Source organism: Pseudoalteromonas sp. ND6B (assembly GCF_000764215.1).
Classification (GTDB): domain Bacteria; phylum Pseudomonadota; class Gammaproteobacteria; order Enterobacterales; family Alteromonadaceae; genus Pseudoalteromonas; species Pseudoalteromonas tetraodonis.
Map to the genome: position 1 here is coordinate 53,552 of NZ_JQFL01000013.1, position 14,629 is coordinate 68,180.

Here is a 14,629-nt window from a genome sequence, read left to right on the forward strand (position 1 = left end):
GACCGGCTAACAACAACAAGCTTTTATGGTGTGCTTTATTATGTATAAGAAATTGTTTCATTTAGTATTATTGTTCCTGATTTGTGGTTCTTTACGTGCGCAAGCAGCTGTTATTCTACAGTATCATCACGTCAGTGAAACCCTTCCCGCGGTGACCAGTGTAAGCGCCAACACTTTTACTAAACACTTAAATTATTTAAAAGAGCATAACTTTAACGTTATTCCACTAAATGAGCTGATTAGCGCATTAAAACAAGGTAAGGCTTTAGACGATAAAACGCTCGCGATTACTTTTGATGATGGATACAACAATAACTACGAACAAGCTGCGCCTATTCTTGAGAAATTTGGCTATCCGTACACTATTTTTGTAAACCCAAAACTCATTGATGAACAAGCGGGTTATGTGATGGGATGGGATAAGCTCAGAGAGCTTGCAAAAAAAGGCGCCCTTATTGCCAACCATAGTGCCGAGCATAACTATCTGCATAAAAAGCGCGAAAATGAAACACAAAGCCAATGGCGTGAACGCACTAAAAACGACATTCTTAGTTCACAGCAGCGTATTAAAGAAGAAATAGGCCACGATTATAAATACCTTGCCTATCCATACGGAGAGTTTAACAATCAGCTACAAGCTCTCGTTACTGAACTAGGCTTTATTGGCATTGGTCAGCACTCTGGTGCAGTTAATCAACATTCTAATTTTAGCCGTTTACCACGTTTTCCCGCATCTGGTTTTTATAGCAAATTAGATACGTTAATTACCAAGCTCAATTCAACTGCTTTTACTATTAATAAACTAACCTATAAAGATAGTGTAACCACACAAAATCCACCGTCGTTAACTATAAATCTAGAGACTGATGACTTTCATAAAAGCCAATTTGCCTGTTATGTATCAAGCATTGGACAAGCTAATTTAAATTGGTTAAACGATAATACGGTTGAGGTGACCTCGCCAAAGCAGCTTAATAAAGGACGCTCTCGCTTTAACTGCACCGCCCCATCAATAAAAAAAGCAGGCAGTTATTATTGGTTTTCACAGCCTTGGGTGATCAATTAAATTCTATTTTTTAATCACTTGATTTAATAACCGCTGGGTCATTTTATCCAGCGGTACGACCTCATTTGCAGCCCCGATATCAATAGCAGCCTTGGGCATTCCCCATACCACAGACGAAAACTCATCTTGTGCCAATGTATAAGCCCCTTGTTGTTTTAACGCCAGTAAACCTTTCGCGCCATCACTTCCCATACCGGTTAATAGTGTGGCAACAATATACTTAGCACCAATTTCAAGTAATGAGTTAAACAGTACATCTACTGCGGGCTTATGCCTATTTACAGGTTCACCATCATCAAGCTGACAATATAATGCACTACCTTGTTTGCTAATGCGTAAATGTAGCCCGCCGGGAGCTATATAAGCGCATCCTGCTACCAGCTTATCGCCTTGTTGTGCCTCTTTTACGTTAATGGTACAGGTGCGCTGCATTCGCTCTGCAAATGAGGTACTAAATACAGGAGGAATATGCTGCGTTATTACAATGGGTGGGCAGTTTTTTGGCATGCGTATAAGTACTTCTTTTATCGCCTCCGTGCCTCCGGTTGACGCACCAATCGCAATCACTTTATTTACTAAAAATTCGGCATTAGTGGGGATAGGTTCTGCTACAGCACTATTTTTTTTATAGCCTCGAACCCGTGCACTGGCTGCCACTCTGACTTTTTGCTGAACAATATCAGCATATTGACTCATTTGCTCCTTAACGTTAACTGTTGGCTTAGCAATAAAGTCAACTGCACCAATCTCAAGCGCTTCAAGCGTAATGGGTGAACCTTTTTGTGTGAGTGTAGAAATCATCACAACCGGCATAGGACGTAAGCGCATCAGGTTTTTTAAAAAACTAATGCCGTCCATTTTTGGCATTTCAACATCCAACGTTAGTACATCCGGATTATATTTTTTGATCATCTCTCGGGCTTCGTATGGGTCTTGTGCACCCCCTACTACCACAATATCTTTTGCCTGTTGCAGTATCTCTGTCAGCAATTGTCTGATCAGTGCCGAATCATCAATTATTAATACTTTAATCATAGCCATCCTTAAAACAGCTCTATATCAGTGGCTTTTGTTTGTTGCTCAAGATTATGTAAGTAACGCACTTCACGTTTTTCAATCGTATTATTGTGTAAGTTACGTAGCTTTTTAACTTGTACCTTTCCATTATGAGGATTAAAAAATATTTTTCGTGGCCAAGGCCCGCCCATATCATGCGCCACTAAATTTAGCGCTTCTTCTGCTATATATGCATTGGCAAAACTGATATTGCCAATACCAATATCTGTCATGGCGCTAATTATTTTGCCTCCCCCAAACAGTTTTACTTTTAAGTTTGCCCGGGATGCGCCATTTTTAAGCACTTCATTAATTAAATATTCCATAGCCCAATTACCGTAACGACAACTTAAACTATGCGCTTGCTCAATTCGCTCACCTTTTTGAATTGGTAGCATAAAGTGGTTAATCCCGCCTATGCCTAGCTTATCGTCGTAAATACAGGCAGCAATACACGATCCTAGGACGGTGGTGATTAGCTCATCATTTTTAGAAACATAAAACTCACCTGGTAATACCTTAGCGACCACACGATCTCGCGAGGCGTCCCAATAGCGTTTAATATGCTCAAAACCCGCTAATACTGGCTTAAATTGCGTGTGCATGGGCTACTTTTTGATACATGGTTTTCCCTAAGTTTTTAAATAAAACATGCTCTTTACCCATGGTTTCTGAGTGCCCTAAAAATAAATAACCTTGGTCATTAAGAATATCGGCATAACGGTTAAAAAGCTGATCCTTTGTCTCTTTATCAAAGTAAATCACTACATTTCGGCACAAAATCAGGTCAAACGAGCCTTTCATTGGCCAGTCTTGTAATAAGTTTAAACGCTTAAATGAAATACATTGCTGCAGCTTAGGTTTAACCTTATAACTTTGCCCATCTTTACTGGTTAAAAACCAGCGTTTTAGTAAAGCATCATCAAGACCATTTACGTTCGCTGCGGTATAAATACCACTTTGCGCCTTCGCCAGTACATTAGAGTCAAGATCAGTGGCTAATATCTTCACATCCCAATCACTTGGAAAAGCTCCTTGCAGCGTCATTGCTAAACTATAGGGCTCTTCACCGGTAGAGCAGCCTGCAGACCAAATTCGAATGCGCTTAGTCTGTTTATTTGTCTTTAACAGGGTTGGTATTAACTGATCTTTTATAAACTCAAAGTGATGCATTTCACGAAAAAAAGAGGTTAGATTAGTGGTAATGGCATTGATAAATGCATCAAACTCCTGATCTTTATGATTTTTTAAGTAATCGAGGTAGCTTGAAAAGTTTGTTAATTTTCGCTCACGAATTCGTCTTGCCAAGCGTGAGTAGACCATCTCTCGCTTATGCTCTCCTAGTACAATACCGCAGGCGTTATAAACTAAATGAGCCACTTCCTTAAAATCACTATCCGTTAATAAAAACTCTTTCATTATTTGCTCTCATTTAAAAATAAAGCGAGGTTCACGCATACATTGCAGGTGAACCTAACTAAAGTGAGTTTAAAACTCCTCCCACTCTTCAGCCGAGTCTACAAAATTTTCACCTTTGCTTTTATTACTAACGAAGCTATTTTGTTGCTGATGAGATATTTCAGGTGTGCGAATAACAGGCGATACCACTGCCATATCTTGCTGGCCTAATGAGAAAAAGTGCAGTAAATGGCGCATTTCATTGGCTTGTTCCGCCATTGATTCACCTGCAGCCGATGCTTGTTCAACTAATGCCGCATTTTGCTGGGTCATTTCATCCATTTGCGATACAGCTTTATTTACTTGCTCAATACCTGCACTTTGCTCTTCAGAGGCTTGGGTAATATCGGCTATCATTTGCGTTACGCGTTTCACCGATACCACAATCTCTTGTAACGTCACACCTGACTCATTCACAAGCGCGCTACCGTCAGCAACTTTGCCAACACTGTCTCTAATTAGCTCTTTAATTTCTTTCGCTGCACCTGCCGAGCGCTGCGCTAAGTTACGTACTTCACCTGCAACAACCGCAAAACCTCGGCCTTGCTCACCGGCTCTAGCAGCCTCTACGGCAGCATTAAGTGCAAGCAAATTGGTTTGGAATGCTATTTCGTCTATCACTCCAATGATGTCGGCAATTTTCTTACTCGATTCATTAATCGCAGACATGCTGGTTACCGCTTTATTAACCACTTCTCCACCCTGAATCGCCTTATCACAGGTTTCTTCAGCTAAGTCATTTGCCACTTTAGCATTATCGGCGTTTTGGCGAACTGTACTGGTCATTTCTTCCATGCTAGAGGCCGTTTCCTCTAACGATGACGCTTGCTCTTCTGTGCGCTGGCTTAAATCAGCATTGCCTTGTGAAATTTCTTCAGCTCCACTGGCCACCAAAGTGGCTGATGTATTAATTCGGTTAATAACCTCAGTTAGTTTATCTGCTGTCGCATTTGCATCTGTTTTAAGTTTTTCAAACGAGCCTTGGTATTCTTTTTCAATCCGTTTAGATAAATCACCAGTGGCCATGGCATCGAGCATATTGCCAGTATCAGTTACCGCATCGTCAACCACTTTAACTAAACTATTAAGACCCTGAGCTAAACGTAAGAAAAAGCCATCTTTACCTTGCTCAGCTACTCGTGCATTTAAATCACCTTTGCTTGCTGCGCCGACTAATTGAGCAATTTCTTTTTCAATAGCAACTTCTGCGGTTCTGTCTTCCCACTCAACTACCGTCCCAATACGCTCATTGTCTGTGGTGATTATAGGGTTTGCCACTAAACCAAAGGTTCTGCCGCCCACTTTAATTTCTGTACTGTAAGTATCCGTTAACTTAGCCAACATATTTTGCTGATGGGCTGGATTTTTATGAAATATATCAATACTTTGATTAAGTAAGTTCTTGCTATCAAAGTTAGGTAAGTCAGTGCGTATATCATTTTGCGCAACACTCATCATATTTCTCACTGCGCTATTCATATACACAATGACATTCGAGGCATCAGCAATCATGGTATTGGTTGCCACGGTATCTAATGCTTGGCGAACACGTAAGTTTTCTTGCGCTCTAGCACGTTCAGCATCCGCTTTAGACACCTCATCAGTAATATCTTGCCATTCAACAATAGTACCTAAGCACTTGCCATCTTGATTAGTCCAAGGAGAAGCAATGATGTCAAAAATAAGACCAGCTAAATTCAACGTAGTTTTATAAGGAGCATCTAAGTTTTTTAGTCGCTCTTGCTGATTAGCTAGTTCCTGATGAAACTCATCAACACGGATATCCATTAACCCAGCGACTGAAAAACTAGGTAAAACAGTTTGCAACTCTTTTTCACGTGCTTTAAACATTTGCTTGATGCAGTCATTCACAAAAATAATGTTTAAATTTTTATCAGCAATCATCACACTTGCTTGGCATACTTTTAATGCGTTAGCCAAGTCGGCCGCTTTTTTAGAGGTTTTTTCTAGCTCTTTTTGCGCTGTGATATCGGTGGCGTACTTAATCACTTTAAATGGCTTACCATTCATATCGTAAATAGGATTATAAGAGGCATATATCCAAATTTCCTCGCCTTGTTTACCTATTCTTAAATACTCACCACTGTCATACTCGCCACGCCCAAGTTTATCCCAAAACGCTTGATATTCTTGGCTATTTGCATATTCAGAAGTAACAAACAATCTATGATGCTGCCCTTGTATTTCATTTGCCTGATAACCAAATGTTTTTAAAAAATTATCATTAGCGCCAATAATGGTTCCATCTAAATTAAACTCAATAACCGCTTGTGACTTACTGATTGCGGTAATTTGGCCTGCAGCTTCAACCGCTTTTAACTTTTGCTCAGTAATGTCTGTTGCAAATTTAACGACTTTAAGTACTTGCCCTTGCGAGTCTATAACAGGATTGTATGTTGCTTGGATCCAGACTTCTTTGCCATTTTTTCCAATACGCTTAAATTCATCTGAAATAAATTCACCCGCGTTCAAACGCTGCCAAAATTGACGATATTCATCACTTTGCGTTTCGCTAGGGCTTACAAATAAAGAATGGTGCTGGCCTTGAATCTCAGCGAGTGAGTAGCCCATTACACGAAGAAAATTAACATTGGCAGTAATGATTCTTCCATTAGGCTCAAATTCAATTATTGCTAATGATTTATGCAATGCATTTATAATCAAATCATTGCTTGATTTAGACTGTTTTGAATTACTAAACCATCCCATGCTTATCACCACCTTTAAGTTATTTGCTTTATTTAGTTACTATTACCGCTAAATATTCATGGTTGCCTGCAGGTTAATTAGCGCGACCATTTTATCACCCACATTCACTAGCCCTGCGACATATTCACTTTCATTTGTTTGGGTTAAACTTGGCACTGCTTTAGCGTCTTGCTCAGCAATACTGTAAACATCCGCTACGGCGTCTACCGTGATCCCCATCACTTTACTTTCTTGCTCAAACTCAACTTTTACAATAATGACTACCGTTAACGGTCCATACTCAATGGTGGGTAAACCAAAGCGCAATCGTAAATCAATAATTGGCACAATGGTGCCGCGTAAATTAATCACGCCTTTTACGTACTCAGGGGCATTTGGCAGTGCGGTTATATCTTCCCAGCTACGAATTTCTTGCACCGTTAATATATCTACTCCGTACTCTTCTTCAGCCATAATAAAGGTGAGAAACTGCTTAATGCCCTCTTTGCGCTGTAGTTCAATATTGCTATTTAATGCTATTGATTCAGAGAACATGAATCCTCCAAGATGGTCGATGGCTCAATACTCAATGCTTGGCTACCTGGCTTTTTTAACCCTGAAAGCTTTATCAAGCCGCTAATATCTAAAATTAACGAAACACGCCCATCACCTAAAATCGTTGCCCCCGACACACCATCCACTTTGTGGTAATTAGCCTCTAAGCTTTTTATAACCACCTGCTGTTGTGAAAGTAAATCGTCGACAAGTAACCCTACTTTTTGATTATCGTTTTCCACGACAACTAGTAAGGTTTTATCTAACGATTCAATGGCATTTTGGTGATTAAAAATGTCGTATAAACGTAAAATAGGAATGTATTCATCACGTAATCTGAGTACATCTAGGTCTTTACCAACACGGCTTACTTTTGCAATATCAATTTGCAACGATTCTACAATCGAGATCAGTGGAATAATGTAAGTATGCTTGGCTACTTTGACTAATTGCCCATCTAAAATAGCTAAAGTGAGCGGTAGCCGAATAGTAAAAGTAGAACCAATTCCAGCAGCAGATGTCACTTCTACCGAGCCATTTAATGATTGAATATTACGCTTAACCACATCCATACCCACACCACGGCCAGATAAGTCACTGACCTCATCAGCGGTAGAAAATCCTGGCATAAAAATGAGTTCGTTAATTTCATCATCTGTTAGCTCACTGTCAGCGGCGATCACTTCATTGGTAATCGCTTTTTCTTTGATCTTTTGAGTGTTAAGACCTTGGCCATCATCCATAATTTCAATGACGATATTGCCGCCCTGATGAAAGGCATTTAATGTAACCTTACCCACAGGATCTTTTCCTGCTGCAATACGTTTTTCTACCGTTTCAATACCATGATCCAATGAGTTTCTTACTAAATGCACCATAGGATCGGATATTTTTTCCATAACGGTTTTATCTAATTCTGTTTGTTCTCCTATCAGCTTTAACTCCACCTCTTTATTAAGCTTTTGGGCAATATCACGTACTAAACGTGGAAAACGACTGAACACAAAGTTAATTGGCAGCATGCGAATACGCATCACGTTTTCTTGTAAGTCGCGGGTGTTATGCGCTAATTGCGCAAGCCCCTCTTGAAGCGAGGTCACCGTGGTAGGCGTCATTTCTTGTTCGCTAAGCTGATTTAGCATCGCTTGGGTAATGACCAACTCTCCAACCATATTAATCAGTGAGTCGACCTTATCAATGCCAACACGAATGGAAGTTGACTCAGGCGCTGCTTTTGCACTGGTTGGTGCTTTTGGTTTATTGGTTTTGGGCTCAACAACCGTTTTTGGTGTTTCAATAACAGGTTCGTTGACCACTGCAGCTTCTGCTGCTTTACCATCATTAAATAAGCCACCGCAAAGCTCAATTTTAATATCGGCATCGTCCTCAACCCACTCAAAAATTTCTCTAATTGCTTGATCGTCACGGTCAGTGTTTAAGAAAAATCGCCAATATAAAAAGCATTCATCGGTCGTTAAATCTTTAATATCAGGTATGACATCTGTAAACGCTTGTACTTCCAATTCACCAAGTTCAGCTAATTCACTGATCATAAACAGCGGTTCGTTACCCGTTTTAAACAAATGAAAATGCGGTTTAAAATCAATTTGATAAGTATTAATAATGACCTGTTCAACACTGGCTTCTGCCACTACGGCTTCACTTTCAGGCATGCCAAGTAATCTTTCAAACTGCTCTCGTAATGAGTCAGCTTGGCTTAAATCAGGCTCTTCCTGTACTTTAAGCGAATGCAACAAGGCTCTTAAACAATCTACTGATTTAAGTAATAAGTTAATATGTTCACTGCTTATATTTCGCTGACCTTCACGTATTTGATCCAGTAATGTTTCTAGAACATGAGTGAAGTTTGCGATTGAATTAAACCCAAAGGTAGCACTGCCTCCTTTAATAGAATGGGCAGCCCTAAAAATAGTATTAATGGTTTCTAAGTCTTCTTCGCCCGGCACTAAGTTGAGTAATTCAGTCTCCATAACATCGAGGCCTTCAAAACTCTCTTCAAAGAACACTTCAAAAAACTGGCTTAAATCAATACTCACAGTGCACTCCTAGGTTAGCGGATTACTTTTTTTAGCACGGCTAATAGTTGATCTGGATTGAAGGGCTTTACAATCCACCCTGTTGCCCCAGCAGCTTTCCCTTCTACCTTTTTATCCATACCCGATTCTGTGGTTAACATAAGTAGCGGTGTAAACTTGTAATTCGGAAGCCCTCTTAACTCTCTAATAAGCGTGATCCCATCCATAACAGGCATATTTACATCAGAAATAACTGCATCAAAACCTTGCTGCTTGGCAATCGCTAATGCCTCACTACCGTCTTTGGCTTCGGTAACATCAAACCCTGCTGTTTTTAACGTAAAACTCACCATTTGACGCATTGATGCAGAATCATCTACAGCTAATATTCTTTTCATATAGACCTCTAATTAGTACTTTCTGGTGCTAGGTATTCACTTAAACCGAGTTGATCAATGGCATTGGTTAATGCATCACTACTGCCAACCCAGGCAATTTTTTGATTAATAGTAAGGAGATGTTTTTGTAGGGCACATAAAAGTTGAACCGAGGCCGTATCAGCAGACATTACATCGCTAATATCTAAGCAAATATCTCGGCTATTATTAAGTTCGCTTAATAAATCTTGATGTAAAACTTCAACATGAACAATTGAAAGTTCGTTTGGTAGTTTAAGCATTTTTTAAGCTTTTCCTTATCAACTCAATCCATAACAAAAGCTTAGACCGAGATAATGAAAACGCCATAAAAACGACTAAAAAATAACTAATTAATTAAAAACCGTTAATAAAAAACGCGAAAAGGGGCATAAAGCCCCTTTAAAATCGTAAAACCTTTAAAAGCTAGTTTTTGTAGTATTCGGCTATTTTAATAAATTCTGCGGTTAATTTTGTAGTATTAACCAAAGGCACATCTCCTTGTTTAAATTCAGGCTTAAAAATAGCTCTTAGTGCGCCACTGCCATCAACAAGGGCAACAGATGCACTATGATCCACCGCATAGTCGGATTCATTACTATCACTAATTGCGTAAATTAATCCAAGCTCGCGGACAAATGGAAATAAGTCTTTATGTTCACCTGATACAGCTAAAAAATCTGGATTAAAGTAATCTATGTACTCTTTACGTTTTTGAGCAATATCACGTTTAGGATCAACAGATATAAACCATACTTGTAGTGGATACTCAGCCTGCAAATTTTTATAGGCATTGTTGAGCTTAGCTAGCGTCATCGGGCAAATATCAGGGCAACTTGTGTAACCTAAAAACACTAAATTCCACTGGCCTAAAAACTGCTGTTTGGTTACTAACTTCCCTTGTTGATCACTCAACGAAAAGTCAGATAACGGTTTTGCGGTTTCATAAACTAACGCATCAAGATCTTGTAAATTTTTTTTATCACTACAGGCCGATAAAAAGAGTACTGAAAAAACAACTAAACCACACCATAACTGCTTCATATAACTAGCCATTTATCTATAAATAAGATGATAAATAGTATCATCAAATGAATAATCGAAAAACGAAATAAATCCATCGCAGTGTCTTCTTTGGCGGCAAACTTTAAGTTAATTGCTTTGTATATAAATACAATATTGAGAAGACATGCCCCGCTTAGATAAATAAGCCCTGACATGCCAATCAAATAAGGAAACACACATACAATGGCGAGTAATACCGAATATGCAAGCACGCATGTTTTACAAAAATCGATACCATGGGTGACCGGTAACATGGGGATTTTAGCCCGCTCATAATCACTTTTACGCGCGATGGCGAGCGCCCAAAAATGAGGTGGGGTCCAGGTAAATATAATCATCACCAGCAACCAAGGGGCTGCCGCCATTTGATTTGTTTCAGACACCCAACCGAGTAATGGAGGCATTGCACCGGCTAATCCCCCTATAACTATATTTTGTGGTGTGGCACGTTTTAAAAATGACGTATAAATAAACGCATAACCAACAAGTGCAAATAAGGTCAGTATGGCTGTGAGCGTATTTGCCCACAACATCAGCATAATAAAGCCCGCAACGCCAATCACAGCAGCAAAGCTCAGTGCATGTAATTTACTTAAACGCCCTTTAGCAACAGGGCGATGGCGGGTGCGTGCCATTTTGCTATCAATTTCGCTATCAACCACATGATTGATGACTGCGGCGGCCGCAGAGAGTAATCCAATCCCTAATAAACTGATGAACTGAACCCCAACACCTCTGCCAACATCAGGGGCTAGCGCTAAGCCAACCCATGCTGTTAACACTAGCATAGCCACTACTTTAAATTTACTTATTGCCAAATAATCTTGGATTAAGTGGTAACTTTTAGTCAATAACGATGCGCTGTAAACGGGCTGCATTGCTTTTTTATTAATTGTAAGTGCCATAATCATTCCCCTCTAAGTACGTACTTTTAGGTAATAACATAACCTAACCATAGTTAATAACAGTATGGCAGCCATTAAGTTATGCGCCAGTGCCACGCCTAACGGAAAATGAAAATGCACCACGGCTAACCCTAAAGCTATCTGGCAGAATAACGCCACTAACACACTCACCGTACAGCTTTTAATTTTTTGCGAATAGGCATGACTGTATATACGCCACATCACCAAGGCTAAAACAATGCAAGTAACTAAGGCCCATATTCGATGCAGTAAATGAATAGACATACGCGCCTGTTGCGACAACACACCAAATTCATAATTACTGTGCTCAAGGGGGAGCTGAAAGACACTACTGAATGAAAAAGGCTGAGCGTAACTACACAGCGGTAAGCCATTACAATGTGGAGCCGCATAATTAGCCGCTAACCAACCACCAAGGGCGATTTGTAAAATCAGTACCGTTAATGCCACGAGGCTTAATTTAAAGTGAGGTTTTGCGCCCGCATCACCACCCGTAATAGGTTGGCTGGTCAGACGCAAATACAATAGCGTTAATAACGCTAAAATACTAAATCCTCCGAGCAAATGCCCCATAACTATAAGCGGCTGTAGGTTCATAGTAACCGTCCACATACCTAATGCGGCCTGAAAAATAACAAGCAGCAGCAATATCATAGGCAACCTTACAGGCGTGGTTGGGTACTGACGCTTTAGAAAAGCTAAAATAAACAACACTAAAATTAATACCCCAAGCGTGCCTGCAAAGTAGCGATGGATCATTTCTTTCCATGCTTTTGCTTTTTCAAATATCATATCGGGATAACTTTGAATCGCTTGTGCAATCTCTGCTTCGTGTTTAGGCACGGTTAAAAAGCCATAACAACCAGGCCAATCGGGACAACCAAGCCCTGCGTCACTTAAACGCGTGTATGCGCCCAGAGCCACCACAATTAATGCGAATAAACTCGTTGCTAATACCAAATTTTTATAGTTTTTATACATAGCATCCTCTACTTAGCTCGAACGAGAGTAATTGAGTAATTTTTTTAGATCTTTTAATAACCCTTTTTGGATCAAACGGTTTTCTTGTGGTTGAGAACTAAATGGATACTCCAGTACAATTAGCCCCATATGATCGATTAAATACAAACTGGCAGGTTTTAACTGCTGTTGCTCATCAATAACATGCCAACGCGTTGTAACTAGCTCAGGCTGTCCCATAATAGCCATATCAACTTTGTGTTGGTTTTTGCCAAGGGCAACATATAAATTGTCTAAAGCGGCTAATTGCTCTGTGCAAGACGCTTTGCATTGTGCTGAATAATTTAAAGCGATGGTCCATTGCTTAGGATTATGCTGCGCCCAATTGTCTAGCTTAATTTCACGCTCTAAAAATTCACCATGGTTAGTAATTGCTGTAGGTAGCCAATCAAGTTTTAACGCGCTGTAAGCCAGCACTAAGGGAATAGCGCAGCACACAGCAAAGAGTAACAGGGGTTTATTTTTCATTATCTATCCTCTTCCTGCTTGCAAAAATAGCGACCACCACACAGGCAACCGCAATTAAAAACCACTGTACTGAGTAGGCATAATGTTTTTCTGGACTCATAACAACGGCTTCATAATGAGGGGCAGCAATTTCATCAGCTTGACCTTGGCGGTAAGCCATAAAATTCACTAAAGGGCGATTAGATTGGCTACTCAATGCTTGTAAATCAATGATTTGAATTCGTTTGGCTAAATCCGACTGAGTATTGTTATTGGCTAAGGTAAAGCCACTTAAATTATCTTCTTTAATTTGTGCCGTTAACGTAAATTTACCACTAGGTATTGTTACGTTTGGTAGGATTTCTCTTGAACGTTCTGCTTTTACCCAGCCTAAGTTCACTAACAAAAAGCGTGATTCATCAGACAGTTTTAATAATGCCAGTAAGTCGTAACCAACCTGACCATTATAGATTTGATTATCAAGCAACCAATAATTATTAGTGTCAAAATAACCATTTAACGAAACCAATACACCGGTTTTGTTCCACTCTTTTGGCAGCTGTTGTAACTCTGCCCAGCTCATTACGCCATGTTGTTGTATATTTTCAATGGCACTAAGCTGCTGTTGCTTTTGTTCTGCTCGCTGTAATTGCCAAAACCCTAGTCGCACACAAACCAATACCACAATAACAACCAAGCAAATTGTTATTATTGAGCTAAGCTTTTGTTTGTTAAATACAACTAACTGCATAAGGGTATAATCCAGTGATTATTAAAATTATTATTGTTCTACTGTTATTATTTATATTATTTAATTTATTTCGTGCTTTATTAATTATGGTGTCAGGGAAAACCAATGGACGCCCTATGTCTCACTTTTTAGGGCGTCGGGTGTTATTTTCTGTTGTGGTATTAGTGATGGTGATTGCCGCACTAAAACTTGGTTTTATTAAGGCAAATCAGTCTCCCTTAATCACTAAAGCACATACACAAATACAAACAAACACAGCCAAACAACATCAACAAAATGCCAGTACCAAGCTGCAGCTTGAAAGGCAAAGTGCTTATCTTTAGTGAAATGTCCTTTCATAATGCGTAAAAACACCACCAATAAAATAATTGTTCCTAAGGTGACGTGCATGCCGTGAAAGCCGGTTAACAAAAAGAAGGTATTGCCATAAATGCCCGCATCAAGGGTTAAGTTAAGATCGTTATAAGCATATATATACTCTTCTACCTGCAGCCCTAAAAAGCACACTCCGAGTAAAATGGTCGCTCCCAAGCATACTTTGAGTGGGGTACGTTTATTATTTTCCATCGCCACATGGGCAAAATGTAAAGTTACCGACGAGGCCAGCAAAATAAGGGTGTTGATAAGCGGCAACCCTTGCCAGCCCATCGCTTGGGTCGAAGTGCCTCCTGGGGTATTTAGCAATGGCCACATGGCTTCAAACGTCGGCCACAATACTTCATTTGTCATGGCGTTGTTATCCGCACCTCCAAGCCAAGGCACAGAAAACATGCGAGCATAAAAAAGCGCCCCAAAAAATGCCATGAAGAACATCACTTCTGAAAAAATAAACCAGCTCATACCTTGCCTAAAAGAACGGTCCATTTGTGCAGAATAAAGCCCTTGATCAGACTCGTGTATGACATTTTTAAACCAGCTAAACAGCATGTAAAGGAGTACAGCTATACCTACGTATAACAAGTAAACGCCATTACCACCCTCTTTGCCCATATCCATTACGGTTAAGGCTGCGCCTACCGCAATAAAAAATAACGCAACTGCCCCAACTATTGGCCATGGACTTTGCTCTGGTACATAATAATGTTCATATTTTTGATTCATTTTATTTGCTCCTAGTTTTTCAC

At 39.8% G+C, this 14,629-nt stretch carries 16 protein-coding genes; 2 read left to right on the top strand and 14 right to left on the bottom strand.

Going from position 1 to position 14,629, the window contains the following annotated elements; translation table 11 throughout:
- Positions 1 to 40: 40 nt before the first annotated feature.
- On the top strand, positions 41 to 1,066 hold the full coding sequence (locus ND6B_RS15475; RefSeq protein WP_033102770.1) for a polysaccharide deacetylase family protein: 1,026 nt from the start codon (positions 41 to 43) through the stop codon (positions 1,064 to 1,066).
- Positions 1,067 to 1,069: 3 nt separating this feature from the next.
- Here ND6B_RS15475 and ND6B_RS15470 read toward each other — a convergent pair whose 3' ends face one another.
- The 13 genes from ND6B_RS15470 to ND6B_RS15410 all read right to left on the bottom strand — a co-directional run bounded on the left by ND6B_RS15470 (position 1,070) and on the right by ND6B_RS15410 (position 13,505).
- The gene (locus tag ND6B_RS15470) at positions 1,070 to 2,101 is read right to left on the bottom strand and encodes a protein-glutamate methylesterase/protein-glutamine glutaminase (protein WP_028834833.1); all 1,032 of its coding nucleotides are present in this window, start codon (positions 2,099 to 2,101) and stop codon (positions 1,070 to 1,072) included.
- Positions 2,102 to 2,109: 8 nt separating this feature from the next.
- Positions 2,110 to 2,727 (bottom strand): chemoreceptor glutamine deamidase CheD, encoded by a 618-nt coding sequence (gene cheD, locus ND6B_RS15465; RefSeq protein ID WP_013466125.1) that lies wholly within the window; start codon positions 2,725 to 2,727, stop codon positions 2,110 to 2,112.
- Positions 2,711 to 3,541 carry a CheR family methyltransferase gene (locus ND6B_RS15460; protein WP_013466126.1) on the bottom strand — a complete coding sequence of 277 codons (831 nt, stop codon included), beginning with the start codon at positions 3,539 to 3,541 and terminating at the stop codon, positions 2,711 to 2,713. The genes cheD and ND6B_RS15460 overlap by 17 nt, the downstream gene beginning before the upstream one ends.
- A 69-nt stretch (positions 3,542 to 3,610) precedes the next feature.
- Positions 3,611 to 6,310, bottom strand: a complete 2,700-nt coding sequence (locus ND6B_RS15455; RefSeq protein WP_033102771.1) for a methyl-accepting chemotaxis protein — start codon at positions 6,308 to 6,310, stop codon at positions 3,611 to 3,613.
- Between the two features lie 48 nt (positions 6,311 to 6,358).
- On the bottom strand, positions 6,359 to 6,844 hold the full coding sequence (locus ND6B_RS15450) for a chemotaxis protein CheW (protein WP_013466129.1): 486 nt from the start codon (positions 6,842 to 6,844) through the stop codon (positions 6,359 to 6,361).
- On the bottom strand, positions 6,826 to 8,901 hold the full coding sequence (locus ND6B_RS15445) for a chemotaxis protein CheA (RefSeq protein WP_013466130.1): 2,076 nt from the start codon (positions 8,899 to 8,901) through the stop codon (positions 6,826 to 6,828). Before ND6B_RS15445 ends, ND6B_RS15450 begins: the two co-directional genes overlap by 19 nt.
- Positions 8,902 to 8,915: 14 nt before the next feature.
- Entirely contained in the window at positions 8,916 to 9,278 is a 363-nt protein-coding gene (locus ND6B_RS15440) for a response regulator (RefSeq protein ID WP_013466131.1), read from the bottom strand.
- Between the two features lie 8 nt (positions 9,279 to 9,286).
- Positions 9,287 to 9,559 carry an STAS domain-containing protein gene (locus tag ND6B_RS15435; protein WP_024602184.1) on the bottom strand — a complete coding sequence of 91 codons (273 nt, stop codon included), beginning with the start codon at positions 9,557 to 9,559 and terminating at the stop codon, positions 9,287 to 9,289.
- A 163-nt stretch (positions 9,560 to 9,722) separates the two neighbouring features.
- Positions 9,723 to 10,340 carry an SCO family protein gene (locus tag ND6B_RS15430; protein ID WP_028834830.1) on the bottom strand — a complete coding sequence of 206 codons (618 nt, stop codon included), beginning with the start codon at positions 10,338 to 10,340 and terminating at the stop codon, positions 9,723 to 9,725.
- Entirely contained in the window at positions 10,337 to 11,266 is a 930-nt protein-coding gene (gene cyoE, locus ND6B_RS15425) for a heme o synthase (RefSeq protein WP_013466134.1), read from the bottom strand. Before cyoE ends, ND6B_RS15430 begins: the two co-directional genes overlap by 4 nt.
- A 12-nt stretch (positions 11,267 to 11,278) precedes the next feature.
- Positions 11,279 to 12,268: a COX15/CtaA family protein gene (locus ND6B_RS15420; RefSeq protein ID WP_024602181.1), complete on the bottom strand. Its 990-nt coding sequence runs from the start codon at positions 12,266 to 12,268 to the stop codon at positions 11,279 to 11,281.
- 12 nt (positions 12,269 to 12,280) lie between these two features.
- Positions 12,281 to 12,775 (bottom strand): hypothetical protein, encoded by a 495-nt coding sequence (locus ND6B_RS15415; protein WP_013466136.1) that lies wholly within the window; start codon positions 12,773 to 12,775, stop codon positions 12,281 to 12,283.
- Positions 12,765 to 13,505: an SURF1 family protein gene (locus ND6B_RS15410; RefSeq protein WP_013466137.1), complete on the bottom strand. Its 741-nt coding sequence runs from the start codon at positions 13,503 to 13,505 to the stop codon at positions 12,765 to 12,767. The genes ND6B_RS15415 and ND6B_RS15410 overlap by 11 nt, the downstream gene beginning before the upstream one ends.
- 14 nt (positions 13,506 to 13,519) lie before the next feature.
- Here ND6B_RS15410 and ND6B_RS20525 point away from each other — a divergent pair, with 14 nt between their 5' ends.
- A complete protein-coding gene (locus tag ND6B_RS20525) occupies positions 13,520 to 13,828 on the top strand; it encodes a DUF2909 family protein (protein WP_081745118.1) in 309 nt (102 codons plus the stop codon).
- Here the strand turns inward: ND6B_RS20525 and ND6B_RS15405 are convergent.
- Entirely contained in the window at positions 13,731 to 14,606 is an 876-nt protein-coding gene (locus ND6B_RS15405; protein ID WP_028834829.1) for a cytochrome c oxidase subunit 3, read from the bottom strand. The two genes, ND6B_RS20525 and ND6B_RS15405, sit on opposite strands and share 98 nt — an antisense overlap.
- Between the last annotated feature and the right edge of the window lie 23 nt (positions 14,607 to 14,629).

Excerpts from the sequence above, each read along its gene's own strand:
- ND6B_RS15430 (WP_028834830.1), bottom strand. The coding sequence starts at position 10,340 with ATGAAGCAGTTATGGTGTGGTTTAGTTGTTTTTTCAGTACTCTTTTTA.
- ND6B_RS15415 (WP_013466136.1), bottom strand. The coding sequence starts at position 12,775 with ATGAAAAATAAACCCCTGTTACTCTTTGCTGTGTGCTGCGCTATTCCC.
- ND6B_RS15450 (WP_013466129.1), bottom strand. The coding sequence starts at position 6,844 with ATGTTCTCTGAATCAATAGCATTAAATAGCAATATTGAACTACAGCGC.
- ND6B_RS15405 (WP_028834829.1), bottom strand. The coding sequence starts at position 14,606 with ATGAATCAAAAATATGAACATTATTATGTACCAGAGCAAAGTCCATGG.
- ND6B_RS15455 (WP_033102771.1), bottom strand. The coding sequence starts at position 6,310 with ATGGGATGGTTTAGTAATTCAAAACAGTCTAAATCAAGCAATGATTTG.
- cyoE (WP_013466134.1), bottom strand. The coding sequence starts at position 11,266 with ATGGCACTTACAATTAATAAAAAAGCAATGCAGCCCGTTTACAGCGCA.
- ND6B_RS15420 (WP_024602181.1), bottom strand. The coding sequence starts at position 12,268 with ATGTATAAAAACTATAAAAATTTGGTATTAGCAACGAGTTTATTCGCA.
- ND6B_RS15410 (WP_013466137.1), bottom strand. The coding sequence starts at position 13,505 with ATGCAGTTAGTTGTATTTAACAAACAAAAGCTTAGCTCAATAATAACA.
- cheD (WP_013466125.1), bottom strand. The coding sequence starts at position 2,727 with ATGCACACGCAATTTAAGCCAGTATTAGCGGGTTTTGAGCATATTAAA.
- ND6B_RS15460 (WP_013466126.1), bottom strand. The coding sequence starts at position 3,541 with ATGAAAGAGTTTTTATTAACGGATAGTGATTTTAAGGAAGTGGCTCAT.
- ND6B_RS15435 (WP_024602184.1), bottom strand. The coding sequence starts at position 9,559 with ATGCTTAAACTACCAAACGAACTTTCAATTGTTCATGTTGAAGTTTTA.
- ND6B_RS15475 (WP_033102770.1), top strand. The coding sequence starts at position 41 with ATGTATAAGAAATTGTTTCATTTAGTATTATTGTTCCTGATTTGTGGT.
- ND6B_RS15440 (WP_013466131.1), bottom strand. The coding sequence starts at position 9,278 with ATGAAAAGAATATTAGCTGTAGATGATTCTGCATCAATGCGTCAAATG.
- ND6B_RS15470 (WP_028834833.1), bottom strand. The coding sequence starts at position 2,101 with ATGATTAAAGTATTAATAATTGATGATTCGGCACTGATCAGACAATTG.